The sequence below is a fragment of the Robinsoniella peoriensis genome (genome assembly GCF_000797495.1).
In the GTDB taxonomy this organism is placed as follows: Bacteria; Bacillota; Clostridia; order Lachnospirales; family Lachnospiraceae; genus Robinsoniella; species Robinsoniella peoriensis.
In genome coordinates this window covers 41237-67744 of the sequence record NZ_JTGN01000007.1, presented here as the reverse complement: position 1 = coordinate 67744, position 26508 = coordinate 41237, and the positions used below count along the sequence as shown (strand labels likewise).

Annotated in this window: 22 protein-coding genes; all 22 read right to left on the bottom strand. The window is 42.2% G+C overall.

From position 1 onward, the window contains the following. Positions 1-37: 37 nt before the first annotated feature. Complete coding sequence (locus QR40_RS15195; protein ID WP_044295910.1) at positions 38-835, bottom strand: Nif3-like dinuclear metal center hexameric protein; 798 nt, start codon at positions 833-835, stop codon at positions 38-40. Continuing rightward, positions 832-1524, bottom strand: coding sequence for a tRNA (adenine(22)-N(1))-methyltransferase (locus QR40_RS15190; protein ID WP_044295909.1), 693 nt, complete (start codon positions 1522-1524; stop codon positions 832-834). Before QR40_RS15190 ends, QR40_RS15195 begins: the two co-directional genes overlap by 4 nt. A gap of 16 nt (positions 1525-1540) precedes the next feature. Continuing rightward, entirely contained in the window at positions 1541-2641 is a 1101-nt protein-coding gene (gene rpoD / locus QR40_RS15185) for an RNA polymerase sigma factor RpoD (protein WP_027294340.1), read from the bottom strand. A 77-nt stretch (positions 2642-2718) separates the two neighbouring features. Beyond that, the gene (gene dnaG / locus QR40_RS15180) at positions 2719-4485 is read right to left on the bottom strand and encodes a DNA primase (protein WP_027294341.1); all 1767 of its coding nucleotides are present in this window, start codon (positions 4483-4485) and stop codon (positions 2719-2721) included. Between the two features lie 11 nt (positions 4486-4496). Beyond that, positions 4497-5504: a deoxyguanosinetriphosphate triphosphohydrolase gene (locus QR40_RS15175; RefSeq protein WP_027294342.1), complete on the bottom strand. Its 1008-nt coding sequence runs from the start codon at positions 5502-5504 to the stop codon at positions 4497-4499. Between the two features lie 168 nt (positions 5505-5672). Beyond that, a complete protein-coding gene (locus tag QR40_RS15170) occupies positions 5673-7889 on the bottom strand; it encodes a DNA internalization-related competence protein ComEC/Rec2 (protein WP_052430880.1) in 2217 nt (738 codons plus the stop codon). Further along, on the bottom strand, positions 7886-8956 hold the full coding sequence (locus tag QR40_RS15165; RefSeq protein ID WP_052430879.1) for a GerMN domain-containing protein: 1071 nt from the start codon (positions 8954-8956) through the stop codon (positions 7886-7888). Before QR40_RS15165 ends, QR40_RS15170 begins: the two co-directional genes overlap by 4 nt. 14 nt (positions 8957-8970) lie before the next feature. Next, positions 8971-10356, bottom strand: a complete 1386-nt coding sequence (locus tag QR40_RS15160) for a sensor histidine kinase (RefSeq protein ID WP_330373775.1) — start codon at positions 10354-10356, stop codon at positions 8971-8973. Positions 10357-10515: 159 nt separating this feature from the next. Beyond that, on the bottom strand, positions 10516-11205 hold the full coding sequence (locus QR40_RS15155; RefSeq protein ID WP_027294344.1) for a response regulator transcription factor: 690 nt from the start codon (positions 11203-11205) through the stop codon (positions 10516-10518). Between the two features lie 15 nt (positions 11206-11220). After that, positions 11221-11841, bottom strand: a complete 621-nt coding sequence (locus QR40_RS15150; RefSeq protein ID WP_044295908.1) for a ComEA family DNA-binding protein — start codon at positions 11839-11841, stop codon at positions 11221-11223. A 99-nt stretch (positions 11842-11940) separates the two neighbouring features. Beyond that, positions 11941-12369 (bottom strand): DMT family transporter, encoded by a 429-nt coding sequence (locus tag QR40_RS15145; protein ID WP_027294346.1) that lies wholly within the window; start codon positions 12367-12369, stop codon positions 11941-11943. Positions 12370-12457: 88 nt separating this feature from the next. Next, entirely contained in the window at positions 12458-12880 is a 423-nt protein-coding gene (locus QR40_RS15140; protein ID WP_027294347.1) for a potassium channel family protein, read from the bottom strand. Between the two features lie 153 nt (positions 12881-13033). Then, on the bottom strand, positions 13034-13714 hold the full coding sequence (locus QR40_RS15135; protein WP_044295907.1) for a D-lyxose/D-mannose family sugar isomerase: 681 nt from the start codon (positions 13712-13714) through the stop codon (positions 13034-13036). 97 nt (positions 13715-13811) lie between these two features. Beyond that, positions 13812-14777 (bottom strand): ABC transporter permease, encoded by a 966-nt coding sequence (locus QR40_RS15130; RefSeq protein WP_044289402.1) that lies wholly within the window; start codon positions 14775-14777, stop codon positions 13812-13814. 78 nt (positions 14778-14855) lie between these two features. Then, complete coding sequence (locus QR40_RS15125) at positions 14856-16340, bottom strand: sugar ABC transporter ATP-binding protein (RefSeq protein WP_044295906.1); 1485 nt, start codon at positions 16338-16340, stop codon at positions 14856-14858. Positions 16341-16402: 62 nt separating this feature from the next. After that, positions 16403-17467, bottom strand: a complete 1065-nt coding sequence (locus QR40_RS15120) for a sugar ABC transporter substrate-binding protein (RefSeq protein ID WP_044295905.1) — start codon at positions 17465-17467, stop codon at positions 16403-16405. Between the two features lie 164 nt (positions 17468-17631). After that, a complete protein-coding gene (locus QR40_RS15115) occupies positions 17632-18465 on the bottom strand; it encodes a PocR ligand-binding domain-containing protein (RefSeq protein WP_027294352.1) in 834 nt (277 codons plus the stop codon). 189 nt (positions 18466-18654) lie between these two features. After that, complete coding sequence (locus QR40_RS15110) at positions 18655-19722, bottom strand: HAMP domain-containing protein (protein WP_044295904.1); 1068 nt, start codon at positions 19720-19722, stop codon at positions 18655-18657. 156 nt (positions 19723-19878) lie between these two features. Further along, on the bottom strand, positions 19879-22779 hold the full coding sequence (locus tag QR40_RS15105; protein ID WP_044295903.1) for a penicillin-binding transpeptidase domain-containing protein: 2901 nt from the start codon (positions 22777-22779) through the stop codon (positions 19879-19881). 244 nt (positions 22780-23023) lie between these two features. Next, positions 23024-24223, bottom strand: a complete 1200-nt coding sequence (locus tag QR40_RS15100) for an aspartate aminotransferase family protein (protein WP_330373772.1) — start codon at positions 24221-24223, stop codon at positions 23024-23026. Then, positions 24207-25121 (bottom strand): acetylglutamate kinase, encoded by a 915-nt coding sequence (argB, locus tag QR40_RS15095; protein ID WP_242858540.1) that lies wholly within the window; start codon positions 25119-25121, stop codon positions 24207-24209. The genes QR40_RS15100 and argB overlap by 17 nt, the downstream gene beginning before the upstream one ends. 140 nt (positions 25122-25261) lie before the next feature. Beyond that, positions 25262-26482: a bifunctional ornithine acetyltransferase/N-acetylglutamate synthase gene (gene argJ, locus QR40_RS15090; protein ID WP_044295902.1), complete on the bottom strand. Its 1221-nt coding sequence runs from the start codon at positions 26480-26482 to the stop codon at positions 25262-25264. Positions 26483-26508: the final 26 nt, after the last annotated feature.

Sequence of the window (26508 nt, the reverse complement as noted above, 5' to 3'; positions counted from 1 at the left end):
TATTCCTATCTTATCACAAGGCGGTATATCCTTTCAATCAAAAAAGGACATAAAAAGGGTTTTTTACAAACTCCTGCTCCACTTCCAGCTGTGGGAAAATTTGTTTTAGATATTCAGCCATCTGTTTAATAAAAATATGTTCCAGTCCATAATGCCCCGCATCTATAATGGAAAGTCCCTGGGAAACTGCATCCAGGCCTTCATGATGTCCGATATCTCCTGTAATCAGCACCTGGGCACCGGATGACAGTGCCGGAGTGATCATACTTTTACCGGATCCCGGAGATATTGCCGCCAGACTGACAATTTTGTCTAAATCACCGAATATTTTTACCGTATCCAGACTAAATGCCTGTTTGACCAGCTCGCCGGCTTCTCTTAAGGTCATTTCTTTTTTTAATCTTCCAACCCTGCCAAATCCCTCTTCCCGGACAGCATTGCCTTCATATCCCCGGTAAGTCACTTCCATTACGGCGGGATCCTGCAATTCTAAGTATTCGGCACTTAAACCTGCCATCATCAGAACATCATAATTTGTATGCATTGAGAAGCAGGATATATCATTTTGTATCAGCCTGATAATTTTTCGTCCCATAAAATCATCTGTATTAATTTTTTTCATTCCGGACATAAGCATGGGATGATGGGTAATCAGCATATCTGCTTTTTTAACAACTGCCGCCTCAATTACTTCATCCGTAGCATCCAATGCTACAAACACTTTTTTAATCTCTTTTTCTCTTCTTCCCACCTGCAGTCCGGGGTTGTCCCAGTGTGCTGCATAAGAAGTCGGATAAATTTCCTCTAATTTTTCTATGATTTCTGTTCCTGTCATGCCATATCCTCCTTTGCTCTGCGAATATACTCCAGTTCCTGTTCCACTTCTGCGAAACGCTGTTTTGCGTGATCCCCATCGTTACCCCGAAGAGTTACCAATACTTTTTCATAAGTCTTCTCTTCTTTATCCAGAAAGGATTTTAAACATTCGTTTTTCTGCTCCAGGAGGAGCCTGCCATATTTAAAATCAATCTCTCTATTGTAATCCATTTTTCCATGTACCGCTTTCATCATGGGATAATATTTTCCTTCATCCAATACCATATTTTCTTCAATGACTGCGAATTGGTTTTCCTGTAAAAAGCGGCGCACAAAAGCGAGCTCAGACTGTGGCTGCAGAATGAGCTCCTTTACGCTTTCCAAAACCTCTGATCCTTCGGTCAGTATTTTAATTACCAGGCCTCCGCCCATACCGGCGATTACAACAGAATCCACTTCCCCATTCCGTAGTGCCGCTGCTCCGTCGGAGAGCCTGGTCTCTATGTATTCCTTTAGTCCATGAAGTTCAATATTTTCTTTTGCCCTGTTTAAGGGCCCCTTATTTACATCCATGGCAATTGCATAGGGCACTCTCTGATTCTCAACCAGGTAAATTGGTATGTATGCATGGTCCGTTCCAATATCCGCCAAGCGGCTATTGGAAGTTACCATTTCAGAGACTGCTAACAATCTTTTTGATAACTGCATATGATAACTTCCTTTCTTAATCCAAATAGTCCTTTAGCTTGCGGCTGCGGCTTGGGTGACGCAGTTTACGCAGTGCTTTCGCCTCAATCTGACGAATGCGTTCTCTTGTGACATTAAATTCTTTTCCAACCTCTTCCAGGGTTCTTGCTCTTCCGTCCACCAGACCGAAACGCAGGGATAATACCTTTTGTTCACGGTCAGTCAGTGTATCCAGAACTTCTACCAGCTGCTCCCGGAGCAAAGTATATGCAGCTGCTTCTGCCGGAACCGCAACATGGTCATCCTGGATAAAGTCACCCAGATGGCTGTCATCTTCTTCTCCAACCGGAGTTTCCAAAGAGACCGGTTCCTGGGAAACTTTCAGAATCTCTCTCACTCGCTCCGGTGACATATGCATCACTTCACCTATTTCCTCCGGCTTAGGTTCTCTGCCCAGATCCTGGACAAGCTGCCTGGATGTGCGGATCACTTTATTAATTGTCTCCACCATGTGAACCGGAATACGGATAGTTCTTGCCTGATCGGCAATCGCACGGGTAATCGCCTGACGAATCCACCAGGTGGCATAGGTACTGAATTTATATCCTTTGCTGTAATCAAATTTATCAACTGCTTTGATCAGTCCAAGATTACCTTCCTGAATCAAATCAAGCAGAGCCATACCTCTTCCTGCATAGCGTTTGGCAATGCTCACAACAAGACGCAGATTAGCCTCCGCCAGCTGATGCTTCGCCGCTTCGTCACCTTCTTCTTTTCGAATGGCAAGCTGGATTTCATCTTCTGTAGTAAGCAATGGTACCTTACCGATTTCTTTGAGGTACATACGGACGGGATCATCTGTTCCCACTCCTTCCGGAACGGACAGGTCTATTTCTTCCGGATTGATCTCATCTTCATCATCTAAGATCAACGGTTCTTCTTCGTCATCCGAGATACGCAATACGTCTACTCCATTATTATCCAAATAGTCCAGAATTTTTTCGCACTGCTCTTCGGTGAGGTCAGTGCCTTTGAAAAACTCCTGCACCTCTATATATTCTAACACATTTTTCTTTTTTCTGGCGTATGCTAATAAAGCTTTTAATTTTTCCGTAAAATCCAGTACTTGTTCTTCCATCCTGCATCCTTCCTTTCATAGCTTCCACCGAGATCTCAGGCTTACTAATCAATGCTGTACTGATTACTATTCTGTCCTCAATCCAGGGAAATATGCACTTTTTCAATATCCTGAAGCCTTCGCTTTGCCTGGATAATCTGCTGAAGACCAACAATATCTGTAGGATCCAGATGTGTGGTCTTATACTCGATGCTATTATTCATCACTCTTGCGATTGTCTCTTTTAGTGCTTTATTCATTTCTTCTTTTGTCTCAACGCGGATACTGGTATTAAAAAGTGCAGCGGTTTCTCTTTGCTGCTCAGGATCTGTAAAATGATTAATGATTTTTGCCGGATTTAAAGCACCGTTCTCATACTGTTCAAACAGCATTCCTGCCACTGTATGATACAACTCTGTGGTAAAATCATCCGGTCCTACGTATGGTTTTATCTGTGCAAACAAACCGGGATTTTCGATCAGCCAGGTCAGCAGCAGTTTTTGGGATTTCAGCATCCCATCTTCCTTTTCCGCATTCCGGTTTTTCGGCCTCTGCTTTACTTCCGGTGCTGAAATGCTCTTCATAGCCATACGGTTAACCAATTTTCTGAGATTTTCAAATCCCACATGATACCTGGAGGCAATGGCTTCTATATAATTTTCCCGTTCCAGTTCCTGCTCGAATTCCAGAAGTCTCTTAGCAACCTGATTATAAAAATCGGTTTTGCTTTCCGGGTCATCCATATTATAACCCTTTTGCATCACATCTATTTCAAAAAAGAAACTGTTTACTGCATGATCAATTCGATCCTGAAAAGCCTCTGCTCCAAGAGCTTTGATAAATTCATCCGGATCCTTATATGGCTTCATATCCAGCACTTTTGCTGAAAGTCCCGCTGCCTTTAATATCGGAATAGCCCGAAGTGCCGCTTTCAGACCGGCCTCATCACTGTCATAAGTTAGTACTACCTCTTCTGTGTACCGCTTTAAAAGGCTCGCATGCTGAGTCGTCAGCGCCGTACCTAAAGAAGCTACCGCATTTTTGAATCCTGCCTGGTGCATGGAGATTACATCCATGTAGCCCTCGCAGACCAGGAGATTTTTCTTTCTGGATGTTCTGGCAATGTTTAAACCGTATAGATTACGGCTCTTATCAAATACCTTCGTTTCCGGTGAATTTAAGTATTTAGGCTTTCCATCCCCCATTACACGGCCGCCGAAACCAATCACCCTTCCATTTACATCCATTATTGGGAAAATAACGCGGTTCCAGAATTTATCATACATTCCATGTTTCTCATCCACGTTCATCAATCCCGACTGGCTTAACAGCTCGTCCGAGATCCCTTTCTTTTTCAAATACAGATATAAATCATCACTGTATTTATTTGCAAATCCAAGGCCAAATCCTTTGATGGTCTCATCGCTTAATTCTCTGCCCTTCAGATAATCCATCGCCTGCCTGCCGCACTCCTGGCGAAGCTGGAAATAAAAGTAATTAGCAGCCATTTTATTTAAATCCAGAATACGGCTTTTTAAATCCTGCTGCTTTTTCATTTCTTCATTATATTCCTGCTCCGGCAGATCCACACCTACGCGGTCAGCCAGAAATTTTACAGCTTCCGGAAAGGTGTAATTTTCGTATTCCATAACAAAGGTAAATACATTTCCACCTGCTCCGCAGCCAAAGCAGTAATACATCTGTTTTGCCGGGCTTACTGAAAAGGAGGGAGACTTTTCATTATGGAACGGACACAGTCCGAAATAGGAACTCCCTTTCCTCTGCAGTTTTACATATCCTGAAATTACATCAACGATATCATTTTTTAACCTTATTTCTTCTATCATGTCATCTGAATAAAACATTTTAACTCTCCTTACACCTGCCAGGACTTCGGAATAAAAAGCTCCGAAAACTTATTTATGGAATACTGGTCTGTCATACCAGCTATGTAATCGCACACAACCCGCTCTTCTCTTTCATTTCTTTTTTCAATCAGCTCGAGATATTCGCCTGGCAGCATTTCCAGGTGCCTGGAATAATAATAGTATAATTCCTGCAGCATATTCCTGGCTCTTGCCTCTTCTCCCTTAGCTTTTGGATTGCGGTAAACGTGCTTGAACATAAAGGACCTAAGCCCCTGCATTGCCTCTTCTATATGAGGTGACATAATGATATCCGCTTTATCCTCACTGTTTCTTACAATATCATGAATCAGGGTATTTAACCTTTCCCGGATGGTAAATCCCAAAATCTCCCGATACTCCAGTGGAATATCTTCTTCCCGAAGGATACCGGCACGCTCTGCATCATCAATATCATGATTAATATAAGCAATCTTATCCGAAAGCCGCACAACTTTTCCTTCCAGTGTGTTTGGATCACCGGCGGTTCTGTGATTTAAAATCCCATCCCGCACTTCCCAGGTAAGGTTTAATCCTTTTCCTTTTTTCTCAAGTAACTCCACTACCCGCACACTCTGTTCAAAATGAGCAAATCCCAGCGGGCAGACTTCATTCAACGCACTTTCTCCGGAATGTCCGAAAGGAGTGTGTCCCAGGTCATGTCCCAGGGCAATTGCCTCTGCCAGGTTGTCATTGAGCCCTAATGCCTGTGCAATCGTCCTTGCCGTCTGGGAAACCTCCAGCGTGTGAGTCAGGCGGGTCCGATAGTGGTCTCCCAAGGGAGTCAAAAACACCTGTGTCTTATGCTTCAGCCTGCGAAAAGACTTGCAGTGCAAAATCCTGTCCCGGTCTCTCTGGTATACCGGACGGATATCACACTGTGGTTCATCTCTGTCCCGGCCCCTGGAGTTCTTACTCAAAGATGCATAGGGACTAAAAATCTGTTCTTCTCTAAGTTCTGCTTTTTCTCTGATCGTCAGCACCTGTCTCCTCCTTTTCCAGATCGTGTTTGAAATTGCTTTCCGGCAGCTGTGTGTCTCACTTTTTGGGTGATTCGTTCCAAATGAATTTTCAAACACGCTCTAACATTCTCATACTAAATATATTCCGCAAAAAATGGTTTTTTCCTTTATTTTTCTTTGAAAATTTTACTTATCTGATTTTTTTGGGTTTTTCATCCCGTGAATATTCATTTCTTCGCCATCACTGGTCACTTCCAGGGCTCCATAATCCGTGGTGGAATAATAAGTCACCCCGGCCATCCGAAGACGATTCAGAAGTTCTTCATGGGGATGTCCATAACGGTTTTCTTTTCCATAGGACAAGATACCTATCTGGGGACGAACTTTATCCAGAAAGGCGTCTGGTGTGCTGTTTTTTGAACCGTGGTGTGCAACTTTTAAAATATCAGCCCTTTTCAATTCCTTTGATCCCATTAACTCTTCTTCTCCCTTTCCTTCCACATCTCCTGCAAGAAATATACGAAAATTTTTATAGGTCATTTGCAATACCATAGAATTTTCATTTCTGTCTTCCGAATTTGCATTCCCAGAAGGATGAAGACAGGAAAAAGAAAACCTGCCATTTAAAATTCTATCACCTTTTTGAAAATATAGAACCTTTATTTTATTTTTTTTCGCTAAATTTTCAATTTCCAGATATTCTTCATCCTTTTTTGCCAATTTTGGCAAGATCAGATGCCGGATTGACACTCCGGACGCATTATCTCCTGCTAAGTTTAAAGCATATGCCTGCAGTAGTTCCATAATTCCATTTATATGGTCGGCATCCATATGGCTGATAAAAAGATAATCCAGTTCCTGAATCCCCCGGCTCTTAAGAAAGGGCTCAATCCTTTTACTCCCTACCAGTTTTACATCACTGCTGCCCCCGTCAATGAGACAATTTATTCCTCCGGGCGCCTGGATACAGATGCCATCCCCCTGCCCCACATCCAGAAAAGTAATTCTCATCCCTGTTATGGGCTGTCTGGAAATCAGAAAGAACATAAATGCTGTTCCCCATACCCACTTTACAACCTCTCCATACTGTTTTTTTTGTTTAATCAGACATAAGGCCAGTAAAATAAGATAATATAAAATAATCTGCCATAATTGGGGTTTTCCAATGATCACTTTTGCAAATGGCAGCTGCAGTACCGCAACACAGAGGTATTTATAGAGTCCTAATATATAATAACAGGGGGAGATCAGGAAGATACCCGCCGGAATAGAAATAAGACCAGCTATACCGCCTGCAATGCCAAATCCCAATACGAGACTCATCAGCGGGATCACGATCAGGTTTAAAGCTACTCCATACAGGGGGATTTCAAAATAAAAGTATAACACAATGGGAACCGTTGTAAGCTGAATCGCCATGCTGACCAGAAATGATTCCAGCAGTTTATTTTTACAGGAGAATATATCCCGCATCACAGGTGCCAGTACAGCTGCACCAAGTACTGCCAGAAAAGATAATAAGAAGCCTGCATCTGTCAGGTACCGCGGATTCTCTATTAAAATCATTACCGCAGCCAGAGCAAGTGCTGACACAATATCATAAGTCCTGCCCAGAATCCCCGCCAGCAGGTACATCAGGAACATAATAACCGCACGGGTGGTGGAAACGCCAAATCCCGTCATCAAGCCGTATGCACACATCGTAATTCCTGCTGCTCCCCCGGATATGTACCAGGAAATCCCCAGTTTGCGCAGTAGTTTGTGTAAAGCGATTCCCAGCATGGAGATATGCAGACCGGAAATTGCCAAAATATGAGCGATCCCGTTATCTTGATATAAGCTTTTCACTTCCGGGTCCAGTTCCTTTTTCTCTCCCAGCAGCATTGCGGTCAGTACAGAGGCATTTTCTTCCCCTGCTACTTGAAGAAACGTCCGTTTAAAGCGTTGTCTCAGATCCCACAGAAACTGCCGGATATGCCAATACTTACTGCCGGTATTATTCACTTTTCCCTTATTCAGAACCATCTGGATTCCTTTAATTTCATAGTACTTTTTTAAATCAAACTGTCCCGGGTTTCCCGGCTCTTCCATTTCCCGGCAGATCCCGGTTACTTTTAGTAAACTGCCAGCCTTATACATTGTTACATCGTCGGTAAATATAAGAATTTGTTTTTGTTTTGGAATTTTATAAGATTTTGATTGATAAATAATAGAATTGTTTTTCAGATATAATTGATTTGATGTGGCGCTTTGTTCCTGTTTCACAAGCCGGCCTGTGACGGTTATTTTTTTGTCATAAAGCCGGGAGGTCCAGGATGAATTTTCATTCATCCCGTACTTCCCGCTGACCAGCAGCCAGCCGATCACCAGAAAACAAATGACACAAAGCGGTCTTCTTGTCACTTGTCACTCTCCTTTGTGGTATCCGTTTCCTGCTTCAGATTTGGATCAATCCCCATGGTTGGTTCATGAACACTGGAATCATTTTCTGTTCCGGTCATATCCGTATCTGCCTGGCTGTCAGGTACGGTACTCTCTTGTTTCGTACCCTCTACCTGCATGATAATATCTTTGCTGCGTTCAAACGGCACTTTGAAACTAATCTTATCCCGGTATTGCACTTCGGCATTTCCACCTATCTGCATCTGGACTCTGGTAATTTTACAGGAATCAATGATTGAATTAACCATGGCATAAATCGTGACCTCCGGTAAAATTTCCCTGTCTAAAAGAATCTTATTAAAGCTTTCATCAAAATTAATGGTACAGCTTTCCTTATCAGCCAATACATTCGACACTTTCGTATTAGCGGGTAAAACGGGCTGAAGCTTTGTATTAACCGGGCCTGCAATCAGCTGTTCCAAAACTACCTTTTCCAGGGTTGTGTTTGTTGAGTAATGCACATTACGCATCTCTTTTACCAGCCTGGTACCGTCTTCATTTGCAAAATATAATGTCAGTGACGCATATTGATAGGAATTGATTCCCTTTCCTTTTGTATCGATAAAGGTGTCTGCATTCATTGGACCAATAGGATTGCCCGTATCGTCCATCAGTTCCTGGTCACCGATCTTGAAGACTACATCATCCACGCCTTCGATTTGAACCAGGGTTTTCACTATTGCAGCCCTCATAAGCACTTCTGTTACATTGTTCATTTTCTGATAAGCATCATCAAATGTTAAGATCAGCTGTTTACCCTCCAGCAGATACCCCGCAATATGAACATCTTTTGGGATAGCACTTCTATGCTCCATTGGAGACGGATCAGCCTTTAGCTTATCCAGCATCTCCCGGATCATGTCTTCCGGGTTGGCAGAGGAAGCCTTATAATTTTCTTCTACCAGTTTTGTTCCTTCGCTGTTTGTACAGTAAATCTTCAGATTTGCCTGCTCTGTCATCTTTTTTGTACATCCGGACAAAGCCAGCAGCACTGCTGCAATCAGCAATAGTTTAAAGAAATTTTTCATGTTGTATCTCCCCATTATCCTACATAATTCAAAGGAATCCTAACGGTAAAAGTCGTCCCTTCTCCCTCTTTACTGTATACTTTAATCGCACCCCGGTGCATTAGTATTGCATTTCTTGTAATAGCAAGACCAAGACCCGTGCCTCCGATTTCCCTTGAATGTGATTTATCCACCCGGTAGAACCGTTCAAAAATATGTTCCTGGGATTCTTCGGGTATGCCCATTCCGGAATCCTCTACTTTCACATAAAAATACTTATGGTCTACGTTGATGGACACATGAACCCATCCGCCTTCCTTGTTATATTTAATCGCGTTTTCTACAAGATTAGATACTGCAAGAGTCAGCTTTGTTTCATCCACTTCTGCCGATACCGGACGGAAAGTTTCCAGAACCAGCTCGATATTGCGTTTTGCTGCAATGGGCCGCAGTCTTTTTAAAATGAGCTCTAATAATTCATTGATATTTGTAGGCTGTATATTCAGATCCGAAGCCTTTTTATCCAGCTTAACCAAAGAAAGCAGATCGTTGATAATTTTATTTTCCCGATCAATTTCTTCTGCAATATCTGTCATAAATTCCTTGTACAGTTCATTGGGAACTTCTTCCTGCATTAGAAGAGAATCAGCCAGTACCTTCATGGAGGTAATGGGTGTCTTTAACTCATGGGAGACATTGGATACGAATTCCTGCCTGGAATCATCCAGCGCCTTCATACGGCCCAGCATTTTATTGTACGCCTCCGACAGCTGCTGTGTCTCGGTATAGTCTAAAAGCTTGATATCGTCTTCCAGAAATCCCCCGGTAAGCTCTTCCAGAGATTGCGTCACTTTACCAAATGGACGCACCAGAATCTTGGATGTGTAAAATGCAATTCCAATAACGCAAAGAGCCAAAACAATCTGCAGTACGAATACCTGTCTGCCTAATAAATCCCTTGCATCTTTAATATCCTGAGTGGGCGTGCTTACAATCATAACGCCGATTAATTCTTTGGTAACTGCATCTTTTACAGGGACGGTCATTTCGATAAATTCTCCGTCTTTATCATAATGGAGGGTATCTTCCCCTTTAAAACTCTTGATCAGTTCCTCTGATACGATAAATTTTTTCTCGTCAATCCCGTATGTATCTTTGATGACCCGCAGTTGATTATTTACAATCACCACACGTCCGCTGTACAGATTTGCCAGTTGTGCCAGTTCATTATCAATGACAGGCGATGAATTCCCCTGAAAATACATCGAATCGCTTAATTGGTCCGCAATATTATTGCACTGGTTTTGAACCATTTTCCCCCGTTGCTGAATAGACTGGTTTTCATAACTTTTCAGAATCCCGAATTTCAGGACCATAATCGGCAGCATTCCAACCAGACAGAAAATTACAAATATGCGCACTTGAAGGCTCTTGGCATATTTCTTGATAAATTTATTGTTAAAAATCCCTCGCACGTCTCATAATCCCCTCGTTTTTTCTAAGCAGGGACGATGCACACAGATGCCTCGTCCCCTCTTCACAGCCCTGCTCCAGAGCCTGTCTGAAAATGTGTCTGAAAACTAATGCTGAAAATAATAACCAACGCCCCACTTTGTGTGAACATACTTTGGCTCACTTGGATTTATCTCTATTTTTTCACGCAAACGTCTGATATGTACATCCACTGTTCTTACATCGCCCGGATATTCATATCCCCATACGATGTTCAGAAGATTTTCTCTGCTGTATACTTTGTTTGGGTTAAATACAAGCAGTTCCAGGACATCGAATTCTTTTGCCGTAAGATTAATTTCTTTCCCGGCTATGCTGACTCTTCTTCCTTCACAGTCTAATACCAGGTCACCTACTTCAACCATTCTGCCTCTGGTCGATGCCTCTGCCTTTTTAGCCGTACGCCTGATGATTGCCTTGATCCTTGCCTTTACCTCCAGAATATTAAACGGCTTTGTGATATAATCATCTGCTCCATATTCCAATCCCAGAATTTTATCCATATCGTCACCTTTTGCAGTTAGCATTACAATCGGAACACTGGAAAATTCCCTGACTTGCTGGCATACCTCAAATCCATCCAGCTTTGGAAGCATGACGTCTAAAAGCATAATATCATATTCATTCTCTCTTGCAAGTCTGACCGCTTCTTCTCCGTCATATGCACAATCTACATCCATGCCATCCTGCTCCAGACTGAAACGAATCCCTTTTACGATTAACTTTTCATCATCAACAACTAATACTTTCTTTCCCATGCTTCATTCTCCTTATTAAACCACTATTTTATCTTTTATTTTATTAAATACTGCGTCTTTGATTCCACTGATGTTCTTGATTTCTTCTATACTTTTAAAACCACCCTGTTCTGTTCGATATGCAATAATATCCTTCGCTTTTGCTTCTCCTATTCCGGGCAGTGTCATAAGTCCTGCCTCATCGGCTGTATTCAAATTCACAATACTGGTTTCTCCTGGTGCCCCGGGGGCTGCAGGTATCTCAGCCTGCGCCATTGTTTCGGCCTCTGCTGATGTATAAACTCTGATCTTCTGCCCGTCACTCAGCTTTTCTGCCTGATTCAGTGAGTCTTTATCTGCATCGGGAAGAAGTCCGCCGGCCTTTTCTATTGCTTCATAAATTCTGGCATCAGAAGGCAGCTCATAGACTCCGGGGTTTAAAACCGCCCCGCTCACATCTATATAAATTTCAGTCTTTATCTGTACGTCCGTATGCTGCTCTTCGCTTTGACGGTTACTCTGATCCTGACTGCCTGTCTCTTCTGTCCCTATGGTTTCTGTCTCCAGAACCAGAGGCATATCATTATCGTGACATCCGGTCAAAAGGAGTACACTCAGCAGGATGCAGGCGCCTAAGCGTTTGATTCTGAACTTCATATTACATAATCCCCTTTCATCATTTTGATGTAAGGGCCCCCTATGCAATCTCTTATATTTTAACGAACTTTCTCCCCGATTACAATAGCTATTTTTAAATTACCACTTAAATATTACAATTCCTACGATTGCGACGCCCATTCCTAAGAGCTTCCGCCATTCAAAAGGCTGCTTTTCCACACCGAAAATCCCCATCAATTCAATGACATATGCCACAATGAGCTGAGAAATTACAATCAGCATGGCTGCCTTTGCCGGTCCAAGGGAATCCATACTCTTAATTACAGTTATGGTGATAAAAGCTCCGATTACACCGCCCAGCAGAGCAAATTTATTCGGAACCTGTAAAATCGCCCCAAAGCTTTCCCGTCCGGTAAAAAACCAAGCAATCAGGCAAACAATTAATGCTGAAAACTGTACAAAGCTGGTTGCCACCCAAAGACTGCTATTTTTCGTTACGTCCGTATTAAAAACACCCTGTACGCTCATCAGGGCTCCGGATAAAAGTGCAATTAATATTCCCAACATAAAAAGAACTCCTTTTGTTTTTCTGCTTATTATGCACAAAAAGAGTTCTTTGTATGTATTTTATTAAAATTCGTTGCAAGACCCTCATTTATGATGCCGGTTTGCAGGTCAGATGATCATATTCTTTGATGGAAAGACTTACGGGACATATTACTTTAATTTTCATAAAATCCAGGAGGCATTGTTTTTTCATATCCTCCAGTCTTGCAAAAACAGTATCCACTTCATAGATCTGTTTTGCCATCTGTGCCACAATACAATTGATATTGTCGTCATTGGTAGCGGTAATTACCTGAATGGCATCTTTCATGCCCGCCTCTTCCAATATATCAGGATCTGCTGCATTTCCAAGCACCTGGACTCCATTAAAATCCAACGGCAGTTTTCGGAATGCTTCCGGATCCTGATCAATAATTACTACCTGGCTGCCTCCCCTGGACAGCTCCCCGGCAAGGCCAGCTCCGAAACGTCCGCATCCGGCAATTAAAATATTTTTTCTCTGCTTCCACATAACCATTATCTCCTATTTTTCTGTGATAAGAGGATTATATCATAACTTTTTTATTTGTCTTGCGTGGAAATGGAATTTTAAATCTGTTTTCATATGGAGCATGAGATTTTAATCTGTTTTTTATACAGGATGCAAAAATTTCTGCCAATAGTTTCAAATCTTGCTATAATCATTAAAGATCAAATATTTTGCAGGTTCATCCTCTTCAATCTCAGGCAGTCTTCCGGCAGCCGTGTGAAACCGGTTATCGACACGGTCATCATTCACAGATGAAACCTCAAATAACAGCACATCACCGGTTCCGGGTATACCCTGCCAGGTATGATACTGCCCCGTCTTCAGGGTAATACTCTGCCCCGGCTTTAAAATCACATTTCCACCAGCCGGTACGACCTTTTTTTGTCCGTCAATTGTCACTAATACATCTGTATCCGCAAACGCTTCATCTTCATTGGAGTTATAAAGTGTCAGCACAAGATCGCCTCCTCCGCGGTTAATAATATCCTCCATCTTGCTCCAGTGAAAATGATAAGGAAGTATCTGTCCGTCTCTTACAAGAAGCAGTTTTTCAGCATAAGGCTTGGGATAAGTTTCTTTATCCCGTAAGCTTCCGTTTCGAAATGTGAAGATGGTCAAACCAATCTTTTCAAAATCCCCGCTTCCAAAATCGGTAATATCCCAGCCCAGCATATTATCTATAATTTCTCTTTCATCCGCTCCTGCCATCTTCCATTCTTCAGGACCCCACTTTGCAAATGGCGGCAGCGGCAGACCTCTCTTCTCCATCAGTTCCACGGCGTATTGTATGATATTATTTACTTCAGAACGTTTCATATTTTTCCTCCTAATCCGGCAAGACTTCACCGGCTCCCTTAAGTCCTGCCAGTGCTGCAGCACAGGCAGTTTACGGCCTTTTCATTTATAGTACATTTTAAGATGCGGCAATCATTTTACTTCTGACCCGTTTGGAATAGGAAGAGAATGCAACTGCCGCAATCAAAACTAATCCTTTCACTAATTGCTGTACATAATCATTGATATTTAGCATAATCATACCGGTTCCCAGAATTCCCATTAACAATACGCCAATGATAACCATTGAGAGTTTTCCTTCTCCTCCGCTGAGACTTACACCTCCCAGAACAACCGCCGTAATCGCATCCATCTCATAATTCGTTCCGGCGGAGGGCTGTCCGCTATTTGTTCTGGACAGCAGTACCAGACCTGCAATTCCGGCCAGTAAACCGCTTATTGCATACGCGAATAATTTAATCCTGGTCACATTGATACCGGACAATCTGGAAGCTTCTTCATTACCTCCCACACCATACAGATAGCGTCCGATTGTCATTTTCTCCAGTGCATAAATTGCAATGATAAAAATAAGGATCACCAGTATCACCGGATATGGGATCGCGGCTACCGTTCCTGTTGCAAAATTACCAAAGGCTTTATTGAAGCCAAATACCGGCAGACCTCCGGTTACAATATACGCCAGCCCCCTGAGCGCTGTCTGAAGTCCAAGCGTGGCAATCAGCGGCGGCATCTCCAGTCTGGTAACGCAAAAACCGTTGATTGCACCGTAAAAAACGGCAATTATTAATACAAGAATACAGGTCAAAAAAATTGGAACCTTATTCAGCATCAGCATAGCAGCTGTAACGCTTGACACCCCTGCTATAGATCCTACCGATAAATCAATGCCTCCGGTCAGCATAACGAAGGTCATTCCCACCGAGATTATTCCGGTAATGGAAACCTGTTTTAGTATGGTAAACATGGTTGAAAACTTAAAAAAATTGCTGGATGCCAATGCAAAAATACCGATCATGATAACCAAAACAACCAAAATCCCATAATTCAGCAATATGGCTGTTGCTCTTTTATTCTTACTCATTATGTCTCCTCCTGTAGCGTGTCTGAAAAATGCTTGTACCAGACGGATGCAATGATTATTAAGACACGTTCTAAAGCTTTATACCGCGGATGCCATCTCAAGGATAGTCTCCTGCTTAAATTCTGATTTATTTAATTCTCCTGTTATGCACCCGGCTCCCATTACCAGAATCCGGTCTGACATTCCGATTAGCTCTGACATCTCTGAACTGATCATAATAATGCTCTTTCCACGTTCCGCCAATTTACACATTAAGGAATATATTTCATATTTTGCGCCAACATCTATTCCTCTGGTAGGTTCATCAAAGATCAGTACATCACAATTGGTAGCCAGCATCTTTGCCAGCACTACTTTTTGCTGGTTGCCGCCAGAAAGGTTTTTTACGGGTTGATCCTTCGAAGGAGTTTTAATATTCAATTCTCCTATGTATTTTTCCACGTATTCATTTTCTGTCTTTGCAGATATGATCATTCCCCTGGAACACTTTTTCAGGATACTGTATGATGCATTTTCTTTCACGGACAAATTCAGCACACACCCCTGATTCTTGCGATCCTCCGGTATTAAACCAATTCCTGCTTTTAATGCTGTTTTAGGCGTGTGGGGGACGTATGGACTGCACCTTAGCTCTATTGTCCCTTCTGAAATACTGTCTGCTCCGAAGATAGCCCTTGCCAGTTCTGTCCTCCCCGCGCCCACCAATCCCCCAAAACCTAGAATTTCACCTTTTTTAAGTTCAAAGGAAATATGATTCAGATTCTGGTTACACAGGTTATTTACCTTCAGGATGGTCTCCTTTGCTATATTACGGCGGGGTACCGGATAATCATCCGCAAGTTCCCTGCCAACCATACTTGAAATTAACTGCTTCTGAGTGATTTCTGATACCTTTTTAGTGGAAACATATTTTCCATCGCAGAATACAGTCACACGGTCACAGATCTGGAATACCTCCTCCAGCCTGTGAGAAATAAATACAATGGTTACCTGGTCTTTTCTCAGCTTCTCAATGATCCTGAAAAATATCTGTGTCTCATTTACGGTAAGCGGTGCAGTTGGCTCATCCATGATAATAAATTTGGACTTTTGTGAGACCGCCTTTAAGATCTCAACAATCTGCTGATAAGCAATACCCAAATCACAGATCCGAGCATTGATATCGATATCTACTCCCATTTCCCCGCACAACTCCTGTGCTTTTTGTTTCATTGCCTTAATATCCCGTACCCCGTGCTTCTTGATTTCTCTTCCGTAAAATATATTTTCAGCTACAGACAAAAACGGAACGAGACTGAACTCCTGATAGATAACATTGATCCCCAGTTCCATTGACTTCCTTGGAGTCAGTCTCTTATACTGCTTACCTTCAAATTCAATAATCCCCCTGCTGGGTTCATTTGCCCCTGTCAATATTTTAATAAAGGTAGATTTTCCTGCACCGTTTTCTCCGCATATGGCATGTACTTCTCCCCGTCCGATCTCAAAGGAAATCCCATCCAGAGCCTTAACTCCAGGATAATATCTGCAAATATCCTGCACCTTTAAAATTGTGTTCTGCATTTCAAACCTCCCGGATTCAGGAGAGGATATATCCTCTCCCTCATTTCTTACTGATTCACGATTTATTTTTTATAAGTTCCATCTAATAAATCCTTTAGCGGAACTGCCACAGGTTTCAGAAAGATATCCTCCTGTTCTGCCGGTCTTCCATTCTGGACATATTCAAAAAGTTTCTTTGCACTTTCAAAACCTGCCCGATAGGGATAAAGATCAACTGTTCCACGGTATATCGTATCCTCTTCTTTCATCGCATTTAAAGCTTCATCCGTTGCATCACCAGAAAATACCGCTACCGGGTCATCTCCGGTAAAACCTGCTGCAGAGAGTGCCTGATATCCGCCGATTCCGCCTGAATCATTGACAGCAGCTACGACATTCAGGTCAGGTGTCTGCTGCAGTACACCTTCTATAATCTTCATCCCCGCCTCAGGTGTATCCCCTGGCTGTCTTGATACGATCTCTACATTAGGACACATCTTTTCCAGGGTTTCCTGCACACCGTCTCCTCTCGGTATCACAGCCTCAACATTGTCCTGAGAGATAATCGCGACTTTAACTTTATCCAGATCCTTCAGATTTTCATTAATCCAGTTTGCTGCATTTTCACCGATAATGGAGCCATATTCATATTCATTTACAATATATCTCATATCTGCGTTGTCCTGGCTTTGGGCAACACAGCTGACTGCAATGTTTTTTTCTTTTGCCTTATCAATGAGCGCAGAGGTCGCATTCTGGTCAATGGGAGAGATCATGATCCCATTGTAATTATCATTGATTAAACTCTCCAGATCACTTACCTGTTTGTCAACATCGTACTGGGAATCCACAACCATACCGGTTACGCCAAGTTCCTTGCACGCATCCTCAAATCCTTTTTTAACTTCAACAAACCAGGGATTTCCAAGATTCATACAGACAAAGCCTAATTTGATATCTTTGTTTCCGCTTTCCCCCGAAGCTTTTTCCGTTCCGGAAGCCTTATCCCCTGCCTGTGCGGTATCTGTATCCTCTTTGTCTGCGTCTGCAGTTTTTTCTGTGTCTGCCGTTTGGGTTCCTGAACCGCATCCGGTCAGAAAACTTACTGCCATTACCAATGTGATCCCCATTTTTAACATCTTTTTCATAGATTTTACCTCCAGCCATATTAAATTATTAAATTATTTTGTTATCAGTGACGTCCTGTATAACTTATTTGCATTATATCAGTTTGCATATTTGATTTATAGTATAAAATGTCCAAAAAACTTTGCGTATTTCCATATTTACAATTTTTTCAAAGTTTTTTCTGTTATTTTCTATCCCGGTATTTTTTTGCTGTTAACCCTGTCATTTTCTTAAAAACAGCACAAAAATAATTATAATCTCCGATTCCCACCATTTGGGCTATTTCTGAAATGGACAATTCCGTTTCCCGCAAGAGTATTTTTGCTCTGTCGATTCTCTTTTCTTTAATATATCTGGCAATACTTTTTTTCACTCTGTCATTGACAATCTCATATAACTTTGTTTTACTCACTCCCAGTTCACTGCATATTTTATTAACAGTAATCGTCTCACTGATATGCCCCTCAATATAATGATCCATTTTTGATAGAAAATCTGTTTTACTGAGGCGTATCATATCATTATAAATAATGTAGTAGGTACAGGCTTCTAAAATTTTGGCAATTGCCAATATCTCCTGCGTAGTTTTGACGTGTATATTTTTCATCTCAGACTTCAGGTCAATATCCTGCATATTGTATTTTGCACAGGCTTCTTCAATTAGTTGCAGAAGATACTCTTTATCTTTTACATTGGATATCTGTCCGAAAATTACATAGCCAATGGTTACATCTTTGTCCTTAAGCGGTGTGATGACTTCATTCAGCCCCACATGGCATTTATATACGATAGTATTTTCTGCCTTGTTGCAGAGTTTAAATGCTCTCATATTGCTTTTCTGGCATTCCATATTACTGATTTCATTTTCGTGCATCAGCTGGCAGATGCCGGTATTTTTCTCCGGATAAGCAATTATTTTTCTATAATTACTGTCATACACCGCGCTGCGGACTCCGGTAGTGATGTAAAAATTACGCATAAATCTCTTCATTTTTTCCATATTCAATTCCAGTTCCATATTCCCCTCCTGCTTTTGGTATATTTTATTCCATCTGTATTCCTTCAATACAACTTTGTATTGTATTTACAATGCTGTATATTGCAAATAAATGTCATATAGTTGTATTCACATCAATCATATCATATTTCCATTTATAAATATACTACAAAAAACCGCTCCCACCAGACCGGCACAAAAAGAGCATCCTCAAATTTGATGAGGATGCTCTCGTACGGCGTCATCATAGCTTGCCGGGACAATTTTTTGAGAAAAATCTCCTTTGGAGATGCTTCGGATATTTGTAAGCAATAATTTTATATTGGAAGAAATCTGCCCGGAAATCAAAACAGCTATGGCTGCAGAGAGGATTACCCCCAGTAGAGCAGACCAGATTACCGGGGTTAACAATTTAAAAATGCCATCCATAATCACCTTCTCTGAAATGAGGTTCATGACCTGAATTCCGTTCCCTTTTGCCTTCCAGGTTGTGTAGATATATTTTTCATTTTTATAATAGATTTCTTTCCCTTCTTCATTTATAGGTTTATACTTCTCCAAAATGATTTCAGCCAGCTCCCGCCCCTTATTGTCTTCTCCGATTAATATCTGCCTGTCCTGGTTCAGCACTAATATCTCATTTGCCTTTTCGGAAGAAATATTTTTATACAGTTCTTTAAAATAAGCGGTGTCAATCCCTATGGAAATTACCCCCAGGGGTTTCATGGATTCAAAGTCAAAAACCAGGCTGCTGGCAAAAACAAGTTCTTCATTATATGGCTTCCAGTATGTAGTCCCCCACATTTCATAAGCCTTTTGAAATGCCAGGTTATCAGCCTGCTCTTCCAGGCTCATAGAGCTGTAATCCGTTGAATAATAATAAATATTCTCAAAATTATCCTGTACCAGCACTGCTTTGATGTACTTATTAAAATTCATAAGGTTATAACTGAAATTCAAAAGCTTTTTCTTCCGGTCAAATAATGCCTTGCTGTTCCCCTTCTCCGTCTCTTTCCCGATAATGCCGGAAAAATCCTTATTAAATGTCTGCATTAAAATAAAATCCTCCAGAGATTCTATTGCATAATCAAAGTTGGAACTCAGCTGTTCCATTAAATCTACGGAGGATTTTACCGAGGTGGTTATCAGCAGGTTTCTGGATATATAATACCCCGATACGCCTGTCAGACAAACCATAATCAGAATAATACCGATATTAGAAATCAGTAACTTCTGTTTTATTTTTAAATTTGAAAATTTTATCCAATAGTTTTTCATGTCCCTCTCCTTTTATGCCAGGCAGATTTCTACTTTTATCTGTAATCAGACATACTTTACCTTCTCTAATCATATCTGTAATTTTAACATGATTCTATTGGAAATAATTTACTTTATATTAGCTTTTTTTACATCATCCTTACTCAGCCCCCATATCTAATCCATATGTGCATTATCACTAGCCCTGGATGCCGTTCCGGTCAGAATATCCTCCTTTTTCTCAAGTTTAAAATAATATTTAAATATATCCTGGGATACTCCCACTGCATTCCCGGATGCAAATCCATGTGCAATACGGACAGCTACCGCAATTTCCGGGTTCTCCGCCGGAGCGTACCCCACAAACAGACCGTGTGTTGGTCTGCTGGGTGTTTCTTCTGCGGTTCCGGTCTTGCCGGCAATCTTAATACTCAGCTTGCTTAACATTGCATTACTGCCGGCTGCTTCCTCCATTCCGGTGTGAACATCGTTCCATACCTCAGCCGGAAGATCGATCTGATTCCTTAATTTCGGAGGGTTTTCCTCTGTTATGTGACCCTCTTTATCCATCACTTTGTCAAGCAGGGTAAGGTCATAACAGCTCCCACCATTGGCAAGCGTATTCACATACCGGGCCAACTGTACCGTGGCATAGTTATGCGTACCCTGCCCGATTGCAGAAGGAATGGCAAATTTATCCGTGATATGAGGCTCCGACTCGGGAAGCTGAATTCCTGATTTCCGGTCTAAACCGAACATTTTGGTGTAGGATGTAAGCCGCTTCAGGGATTGTTCATCGGAAAATTTACCATTTCCGTCCAGTCCCATCCGGTAGGATATTTCACACAGATAGTCATTGCAGGAATTCTTTATCGCACTTGCAACCGTTGGGATATCCCCATGTCCCGACAGGTTCCAGCAGTGCAGCGGCGGCTCAACTTTATCAAACACGCCGTCACATAATACATCTGTATCCGACCAGATTACTTCTTCCATTAAGCCCGCTATGGCAGTGACCGGCTTAAAAGTGGATCCCGGCGCCGTAAGCTGTTGGGTGGCTCTGTTGTAGAAAGGTACTGATTTATCCTCATAGAGCTTCTGATAATATGCTTCATCCATTTGGTTGGCAAGCCGGTTCACATCATATCCGGGATAGGTAACACATGCCAGCACTTCACCTGTCCCCGGATCTGTGATAACCGCAGAACCTGAGCATGGATCCAGGGCAAGCCAGGACGGCTTTATCTCCAGACTGTTAATTTTATCAATCACAAACTGATAACTTGAAATATTTCCACTTGCTAATCCTTCATAGACCGCATCCTCTTTTGATAAAACCCCCTGTTCATAGAGCAGCAGGCAGATCTCCCGCGGCGCTATCTCTTCCTGCTGCAGCATATACCAGCAAAGTCTTTTTAAGAAACCTTCATCTGCAGCAAGGCTTTCGCTGATTGTCTTGCTCAGTAATTCTAAGGACTGCCCGGAATCCATATAAGTATCTTTTGAAGGTATATGTGACATATCAATCCAGCCCTCTGCAACTGCCTCTGTGAGAAAATCCTTCAGGCTTATATCCCCATCCTTTTTCCAGGACTGGTATCTTTCATTTTCTTTGTCTATTTTCCCTGCATCCAGTAAACCCGTTTCCTCCATAAGCAACGTATCCACAATATAATCCTGATACTCCTGCATTTCTTTATCCAGATCCTTATAGATGCTTCCATCTCCCTTTAGCTCCGAGTTTAATTTCTGCATCACCCGCCCCAGTTTATCCTGTAACCTTGCGTAAATTTCTTTTTCAAAAGCAGTCGCATCCGCCTGTCCAAAATGAGTGAGATCTACCACAGAATTATCCAGAAGAGCAAAATACACATCATAGACCGGAATAACCAAATCTGCCGAATCTGTAATTTTACTGGTATCAAATTCCTTGATATCTGCAATGTTAGTCGTTAGGATGCCTGCGATCCGCTGCTCCAGAATCCGGTACACGGCTTCAGTCAGGTCTTTGTCTATGCTCAGGTAGACATCTTTACCCGGAACCGGGTCTTTGGGGGGTTTTTCTTTTTGGACCACCTTTCCCATATTGTTAACATATACCGTTTCTGACCCCTCTATTCCCTGAAGATACTGCTCCATAGATTGTTCAATCCCCGATTTACCCACCACAGCATCACTGGTATAGTTTTCATTTTCTTTTTGCAGTTCCTCCAGTTCTTCTGCGGAAATTTTGCCGGTATACCCCAGAATATGCCCAAAGGCATCCCCGCCCTCATATACCCGGATCTCCTCATCACTGATCCCCACTCCCTGCCATTGGGATTTATGTTCCAGTACATACGACACGGTATCTTGGGATACATCCACTGCCACCGTAACGGGAATGTAACGCTGAAAAGTGTTAAGAGACAGCATATACCGGATATTTAAAATCTCCAGGGCATCTTTTTTGCTGAGTTGTTTGGGAAGCCCGCTGCTTTCCAGTTCCTCCTTCGTATATGCCTGCCCGTTTTTCTCATATAAAGCAAAACGGTCTTCTCCTGCTAAATATGCCACAATCTCATCTGCCCCGGCTGCCGCTTCCATATCTGTCATATCTTCTATAAAAGCCCTGCCAAAAACGTCTGCCCGAAAACGGTCCAGAGAAACCCCCTCCGTATTAAATACATATTCCCCCTTTTCATCCAACACGATGGCAAGTGCCGTGGTTAATGTTTCCTTCTGGCTATGTACCAGCCGGATCACCTGATAGGCTGTCCCGTTCAGGGACAACTGTTTCTCCCGTTCGGATTGATACGACCCATTATCCTCCATGGTTATCCCATAAGTCATTTTATTCCCCGCAAGAAGATTCCCATTTCGGTCATAGATATTCCCTCTGGTGCTTTTCAGCACACGGGTCTTCTTAATCTTCATAACAAAATTATTCCGATAGTCCTCCCCTCCTAAAATCTGCAGCTGATAAAGCCGGTAAAACAAAATCATACACATTCCAATAAAAACAGCTGTTAAAATCTTTACCCTGGAAACCGAGGTTTGCTTTTTCAAAGCCTTCATAGTCTTCCTGTTTCTTATCATATAATTTCCTCACTTTTCGTACACAACTTGAAATTCATTATATCCTACATATGTAATACTTTATATATTACATCTGTAGGTTTTAAAAGTCAAGTGGCAGCAAAAGGGAAAATACGAACGGGCAGGAGCCCGTCGAGTCTGGGAAATTGTCATTTTCCTAAACTGTCAGGGCACCTGCCCGTCACTGCTTCGTTTCTTAAGGCATACCACCTTATTTCACAAAGTCTCTAATCTAAAACTGTCCTTACACTTCTTCTAATACCGTCTCCAACTTCCCAATCATTTCATCTACATGCTCACGTTCAATCACCAGGGGAGGTACCAGTCTCAGCACATCACTGCCTGCCGAAATAACGATCAGTCCATTTTCAAGAGATTTCTTGACGATATCTCCCACTGGACGGCCTTTTACCACAAGCCCCTGCATCATGCCCTTTCCTCTTCTGGTATCCAGAAAATCATATTTTTCAACCAGCTGGTCTAACTTTTCTTCCAGATAAGGAGCAATTTCATTTACATGATCTATGATATGGTCGTTTTCAAATATATCAAATACTTTTGAAACCGCTGCACAGGCAAATGGATTTCCGCCGTAGGTTGTTCCATGATCCCCGGGAACCAGTGAATTCCCTGCAGTTTTTTCATTCAGAATAAATGCTCCTACGGGAACCCCGCAGCCAAGCGCTTTGGCACAGGTCATAATATCCGGTTTCACTCCATAGTCCTGCCATGCAAACATCTTGCCGGTTCGTCCCATACCGCATTGAATTTCATCTAAAATCAGCAGAATATCCTTCTCCTCACAGATTGCCTTAACTCCTTCCAGAAAATCTTTGTCCGCCGGATAGATACCGCCTTCACCCTGAACCGTTTCCATGATAATCGCACAGGTTTTGCCGGTAATCTGCGCTTTTACACTTTCCAGATCGTTAAAATCAGCAAATTTAACTCCACCCATCAAAGGTTTAAAAGCTTCCTGATAATGAGGATTTCCCGTCACTGATAACGCGCCAATGCTCCTTCCGTGGAAAGAATGATTCATGGCTATAATTTCATGATCGGTACAGCCATCTTTCGTATACGCGTATTTTCTGGCCGCTTTAATGGCTCCCTCAATCGCTTCTGTTCCACTGTTTGTAAAGAACACTTTATCCATTCCACTGCATGCTGCCAGCTTTTTAGCAGCTTCACCCATTGGGACATTGTAATACAGATTAGAAGTATGGATAATTTTATCAATCTGGTTCTTCAGAGCAGCATCGTAGCCCGGATAGTGGTAGCCCAGGGCAAAAACTGCAATCCCTGCTGCAAAATCCAGATATTTTTTTCCTTGCGTATCCTCCAGGTATACTCCGTCTCCCCTTTCAAATACTACGGGGAACCGATTATAAGTATGTAATATGACCTCTTCGGCTTCTTCCATATAACTATTCATTGTCTTCATTATAATATCGTTCCTCCTGATCACCCATGATTGCAGTTCCGATCCCTCTGTTCGTAAAGAACTCTAACAGCAGGCAGTGCTCGATTCTGCCGTCTAAAATATGAACTCTGGAAACACCGGCTTTCATGGCATAGATACAGTTCTGCAGTTTGGGAAGCATCCCGCCGCCAACATTTCCGCTTGCCAGGAATTCTTCCGCTTCGGGAATTGACATCTCTGAGATTAAGGTGGACTTATCCAGCGGATCCCGGTATACCCCTTCTATATCAGTTAAAAACGCAAGTTTTGCAGCTCCTACCGCCGAGGCAATGGCACATGCGGCATCATCGGCATTGACATTATAGGAATGGTATTCATCATCTGAGCCTATCGGGCAGATCACAGGCACTACATCATTATCTAATAAAATATTCAATAACTCCGTATTTACCTTCTTCACTTCTCCTACGTATCCAATGTCCTTACCGCCGGAAAGCTTTTTGTCAACACGTAATACCGAACCGTCTTTTCCACTGATTCCAACTGCCCTGACACCCAGTTTTTCCATCATGGAAACCAGACCTTTGTTAATCTTATTTAAAACCATTTCTGCTGCTTCCATAGTAGCCTTATCTGTTACCCGCAAACCATTTACGAAGTTGGTTTCCAGACCGATTTTATTTACCCATTTCGTAATTTCTTTACCGCCTCCATGCACAATAATCGGACGAAATCCCACCAGCTTTAACAGCGCTACGTCACGAATTACATTTTTCTTTAACTGATGGTCCACCATGGCACTTCCGCCGTATTTTACTACAATCGTTTTGCCGTGAAACCGTTGAATATAAGGTAATGCTTCTATTAATACACCTGCTTTTTGCAGCCAGTTTTCCATTGTTTCCATAATTATACCCATTGCATATTACAGGCTTGCCTGCAATACTGCCACAATAAAACTGGTTGAAAGAATCACACCGTGGCACCTTTCTATATCATAATTTTCTTTCAACCTTATCCTCTTTTCATTTTACTTTTACTATTGTTTGCTTATGAATATCAGGAGCGGTAATCTGCATTGATTTTTACGTAATCAAAGGTGAGGTCGCATCCCCATGCCGTGGCAGTTTCCTTACCCATTTTAATATCTGCTATTGCCGTCACTTCCTGTTCAGACAGGATTTTTGTAGCTTCTTCCTCACTGTAATCCAGTGCAACTCCATTTTCAATAATCTGTAACCTTCCTGCTGCACTTTCAAAGAATAAGTCTACCTTTTCCGGATCAAAGTCAGCTCCGGAATATCCCATGGCACAGAGTATGCGCCCCCAATTTGCATCGTGTCCGAAAATCGCTGCTTTGGTGAGACTGGATGTTATAATTGACTTGCTTAAAGTAACTGCCTGCTCTTTGGACCAGGCACCGATTACCCTGACTTCGAACAGCGCAGTTGCTCCCTCTCCATCTCCTGCAATTTTTTTAGCAAGACAGGTATTCACATAATTGAGAGCCTCAAGGAAAAGTTTATAATCCTCATTTTCTTCGGTGATCAAAGGATTGCCCGCCATTCCGTTTGCAAGAAGAAGCACCGTATCATTTGTAGAAGTATCCCCGTCAACAGATACCATGTTGTAAGTATCTTTAATATCGGCGCTCAGTGCTTTCTGCAGCATCTCTTTTGAAATTGCGGCGTCTGTTGTTACAAAGCTAAGCATGGTACACATATTTGGATGAATCATGCCGGAGCCTTTGCACATGCCGCCGATGGTGACTGTTTTACCCCCTATTTCAATCGCTACTGCAATTTCTTTTTTTACCGTGTCCGTAGTCATAATTGACTCCGCCGCCAATGTACCTGCCTCTTTTGACCCGGAAAGCAGAGGAACCATTTTTCTGATTCCCTCTTTTAAGGGCACCATGGGAAGTTGTTTGCCGATTACACCGGTAGATGCAACCAGAACAGCCTTTGGATCTATATGTAAAAGTTCTGCCGCCGTGTCCGCGGTATCCTTGCAATAAGCCATCCCTTCTTCTCCTGTACAGGCATTTGCCACACCGCTGTTGGCAATAACCGCCTGGGCATTCTGATAATTGTAAACCACGTCCATATCCCATTTAACAGGCGCCGCTTTAACAATATTAGTGGTAAAGGTACCTGCTGCCGCACATGGCACCTCACTGTAAATCATAGCCATATCTTTTTTGTCTTTCTTAATCCCTGCATAAATCCCTGCTGCCTGAAATCCTTTTGCAGCAGTAACTCCTCCATCCATCACCTTCATGATTCTTCCTCCTTATATGTGGAAAC

Excerpts from the sequence above, each read along its gene's own strand:
- QR40_RS15195 (WP_044295910.1), bottom strand. The coding sequence starts at position 835 with ATGACAGGAACAGAAATCATAGAAAAATTAGAGGAAATTTATCCGACT.
- QR40_RS15190 (WP_044295909.1), bottom strand. The coding sequence starts at position 1,524 with ATGCAGTTATCAAAAAGATTGTTAGCAGTCTCTGAAATGGTAACTTCC.
- rpoD (WP_027294340.1), bottom strand. The coding sequence starts at position 2,641 with ATGGAAGAACAAGTACTGGATTTTACGGAAAAATTAAAAGCTTTATTA.
- dnaG (WP_027294341.1), bottom strand. The coding sequence starts at position 4,485 with ATGTTTTATTCAGATGACATGATAGAAGAAATAAGGTTAAAAAATGAT.
- QR40_RS15165 (WP_052430879.1), bottom strand. The coding sequence starts at position 8,956 with ATGAAAAATTTCTTTAAACTATTGCTGATTGCAGCAGTGCTGCTGGCT.
- QR40_RS15155 (WP_027294344.1), bottom strand. The coding sequence starts at position 11,205 with ATGGGAAAGAAAGTATTAGTTGTTGATGATGAAAAGTTAATCGTAAAA.
- QR40_RS15150 (WP_044295908.1), bottom strand. The coding sequence starts at position 11,841 with ATGAAGTTCAGAATCAAACGCTTAGGCGCCTGCATCCTGCTGAGTGTA.
- QR40_RS15145 (WP_027294346.1), bottom strand. The coding sequence starts at position 12,369 with ATGTTGGGAATATTAATTGCACTTTTATCCGGAGCCCTGATGAGCGTA.
- QR40_RS15140 (WP_027294347.1), bottom strand. The coding sequence starts at position 12,880 with ATGTGGAAGCAGAGAAAAAATATTTTAATTGCCGGATGCGGACGTTTC.
- QR40_RS15135 (WP_044295907.1), bottom strand. The coding sequence starts at position 13,714 with ATGAAACGTTCTGAAGTAAATAATATCATACAATACGCCGTGGAACTG.
- QR40_RS15130 (WP_044289402.1), bottom strand. The coding sequence starts at position 14,777 with ATGAGTAAGAATAAAAGAGCAACAGCCATATTGCTGAATTATGGGATT.
- QR40_RS15125 (WP_044295906.1), bottom strand. The coding sequence starts at position 16,340 with ATGCAGAACACAATTTTAAAGGTGCAGGATATTTGCAGATATTATCCT.
- QR40_RS15120 (WP_044295905.1), bottom strand. The coding sequence starts at position 17,467 with ATGAAAAAGATGTTAAAAATGGGGATCACATTGGTAATGGCAGTAAGT.
- QR40_RS15115 (WP_027294352.1), bottom strand. The coding sequence starts at position 18,465 with ATGGAACTGGAATTGAATATGGAAAAAATGAAGAGATTTATGCGTAAT.
- QR40_RS15110 (WP_044295904.1), bottom strand. The coding sequence starts at position 19,722 with ATGAAAAACTATTGGATAAAATTTTCAAATTTAAAAATAAAACAGAAG.
- QR40_RS15105 (WP_044295903.1), bottom strand. The coding sequence starts at position 22,779 with ATGATAAGAAACAGGAAGACTATGAAGGCTTTGAAAAAGCAAACCTCG.
- QR40_RS15100 (WP_330373772.1), bottom strand. The coding sequence starts at position 24,223 with ATGAAGACAATGAATAGTTATATGGAAGAAGCCGAAGAGGTCATATTA.
- argB (WP_242858540.1), bottom strand. The coding sequence starts at position 25,121 with ATGGGTATAATTATGGAAACAATGGAAAACTGGCTGCAAAAAGCAGGT.
- argJ (WP_044295902.1), bottom strand. The coding sequence starts at position 26,482 with ATGAAGGTGATGGATGGAGGAGTTACTGCTGCAAAAGGATTTCAGGCA.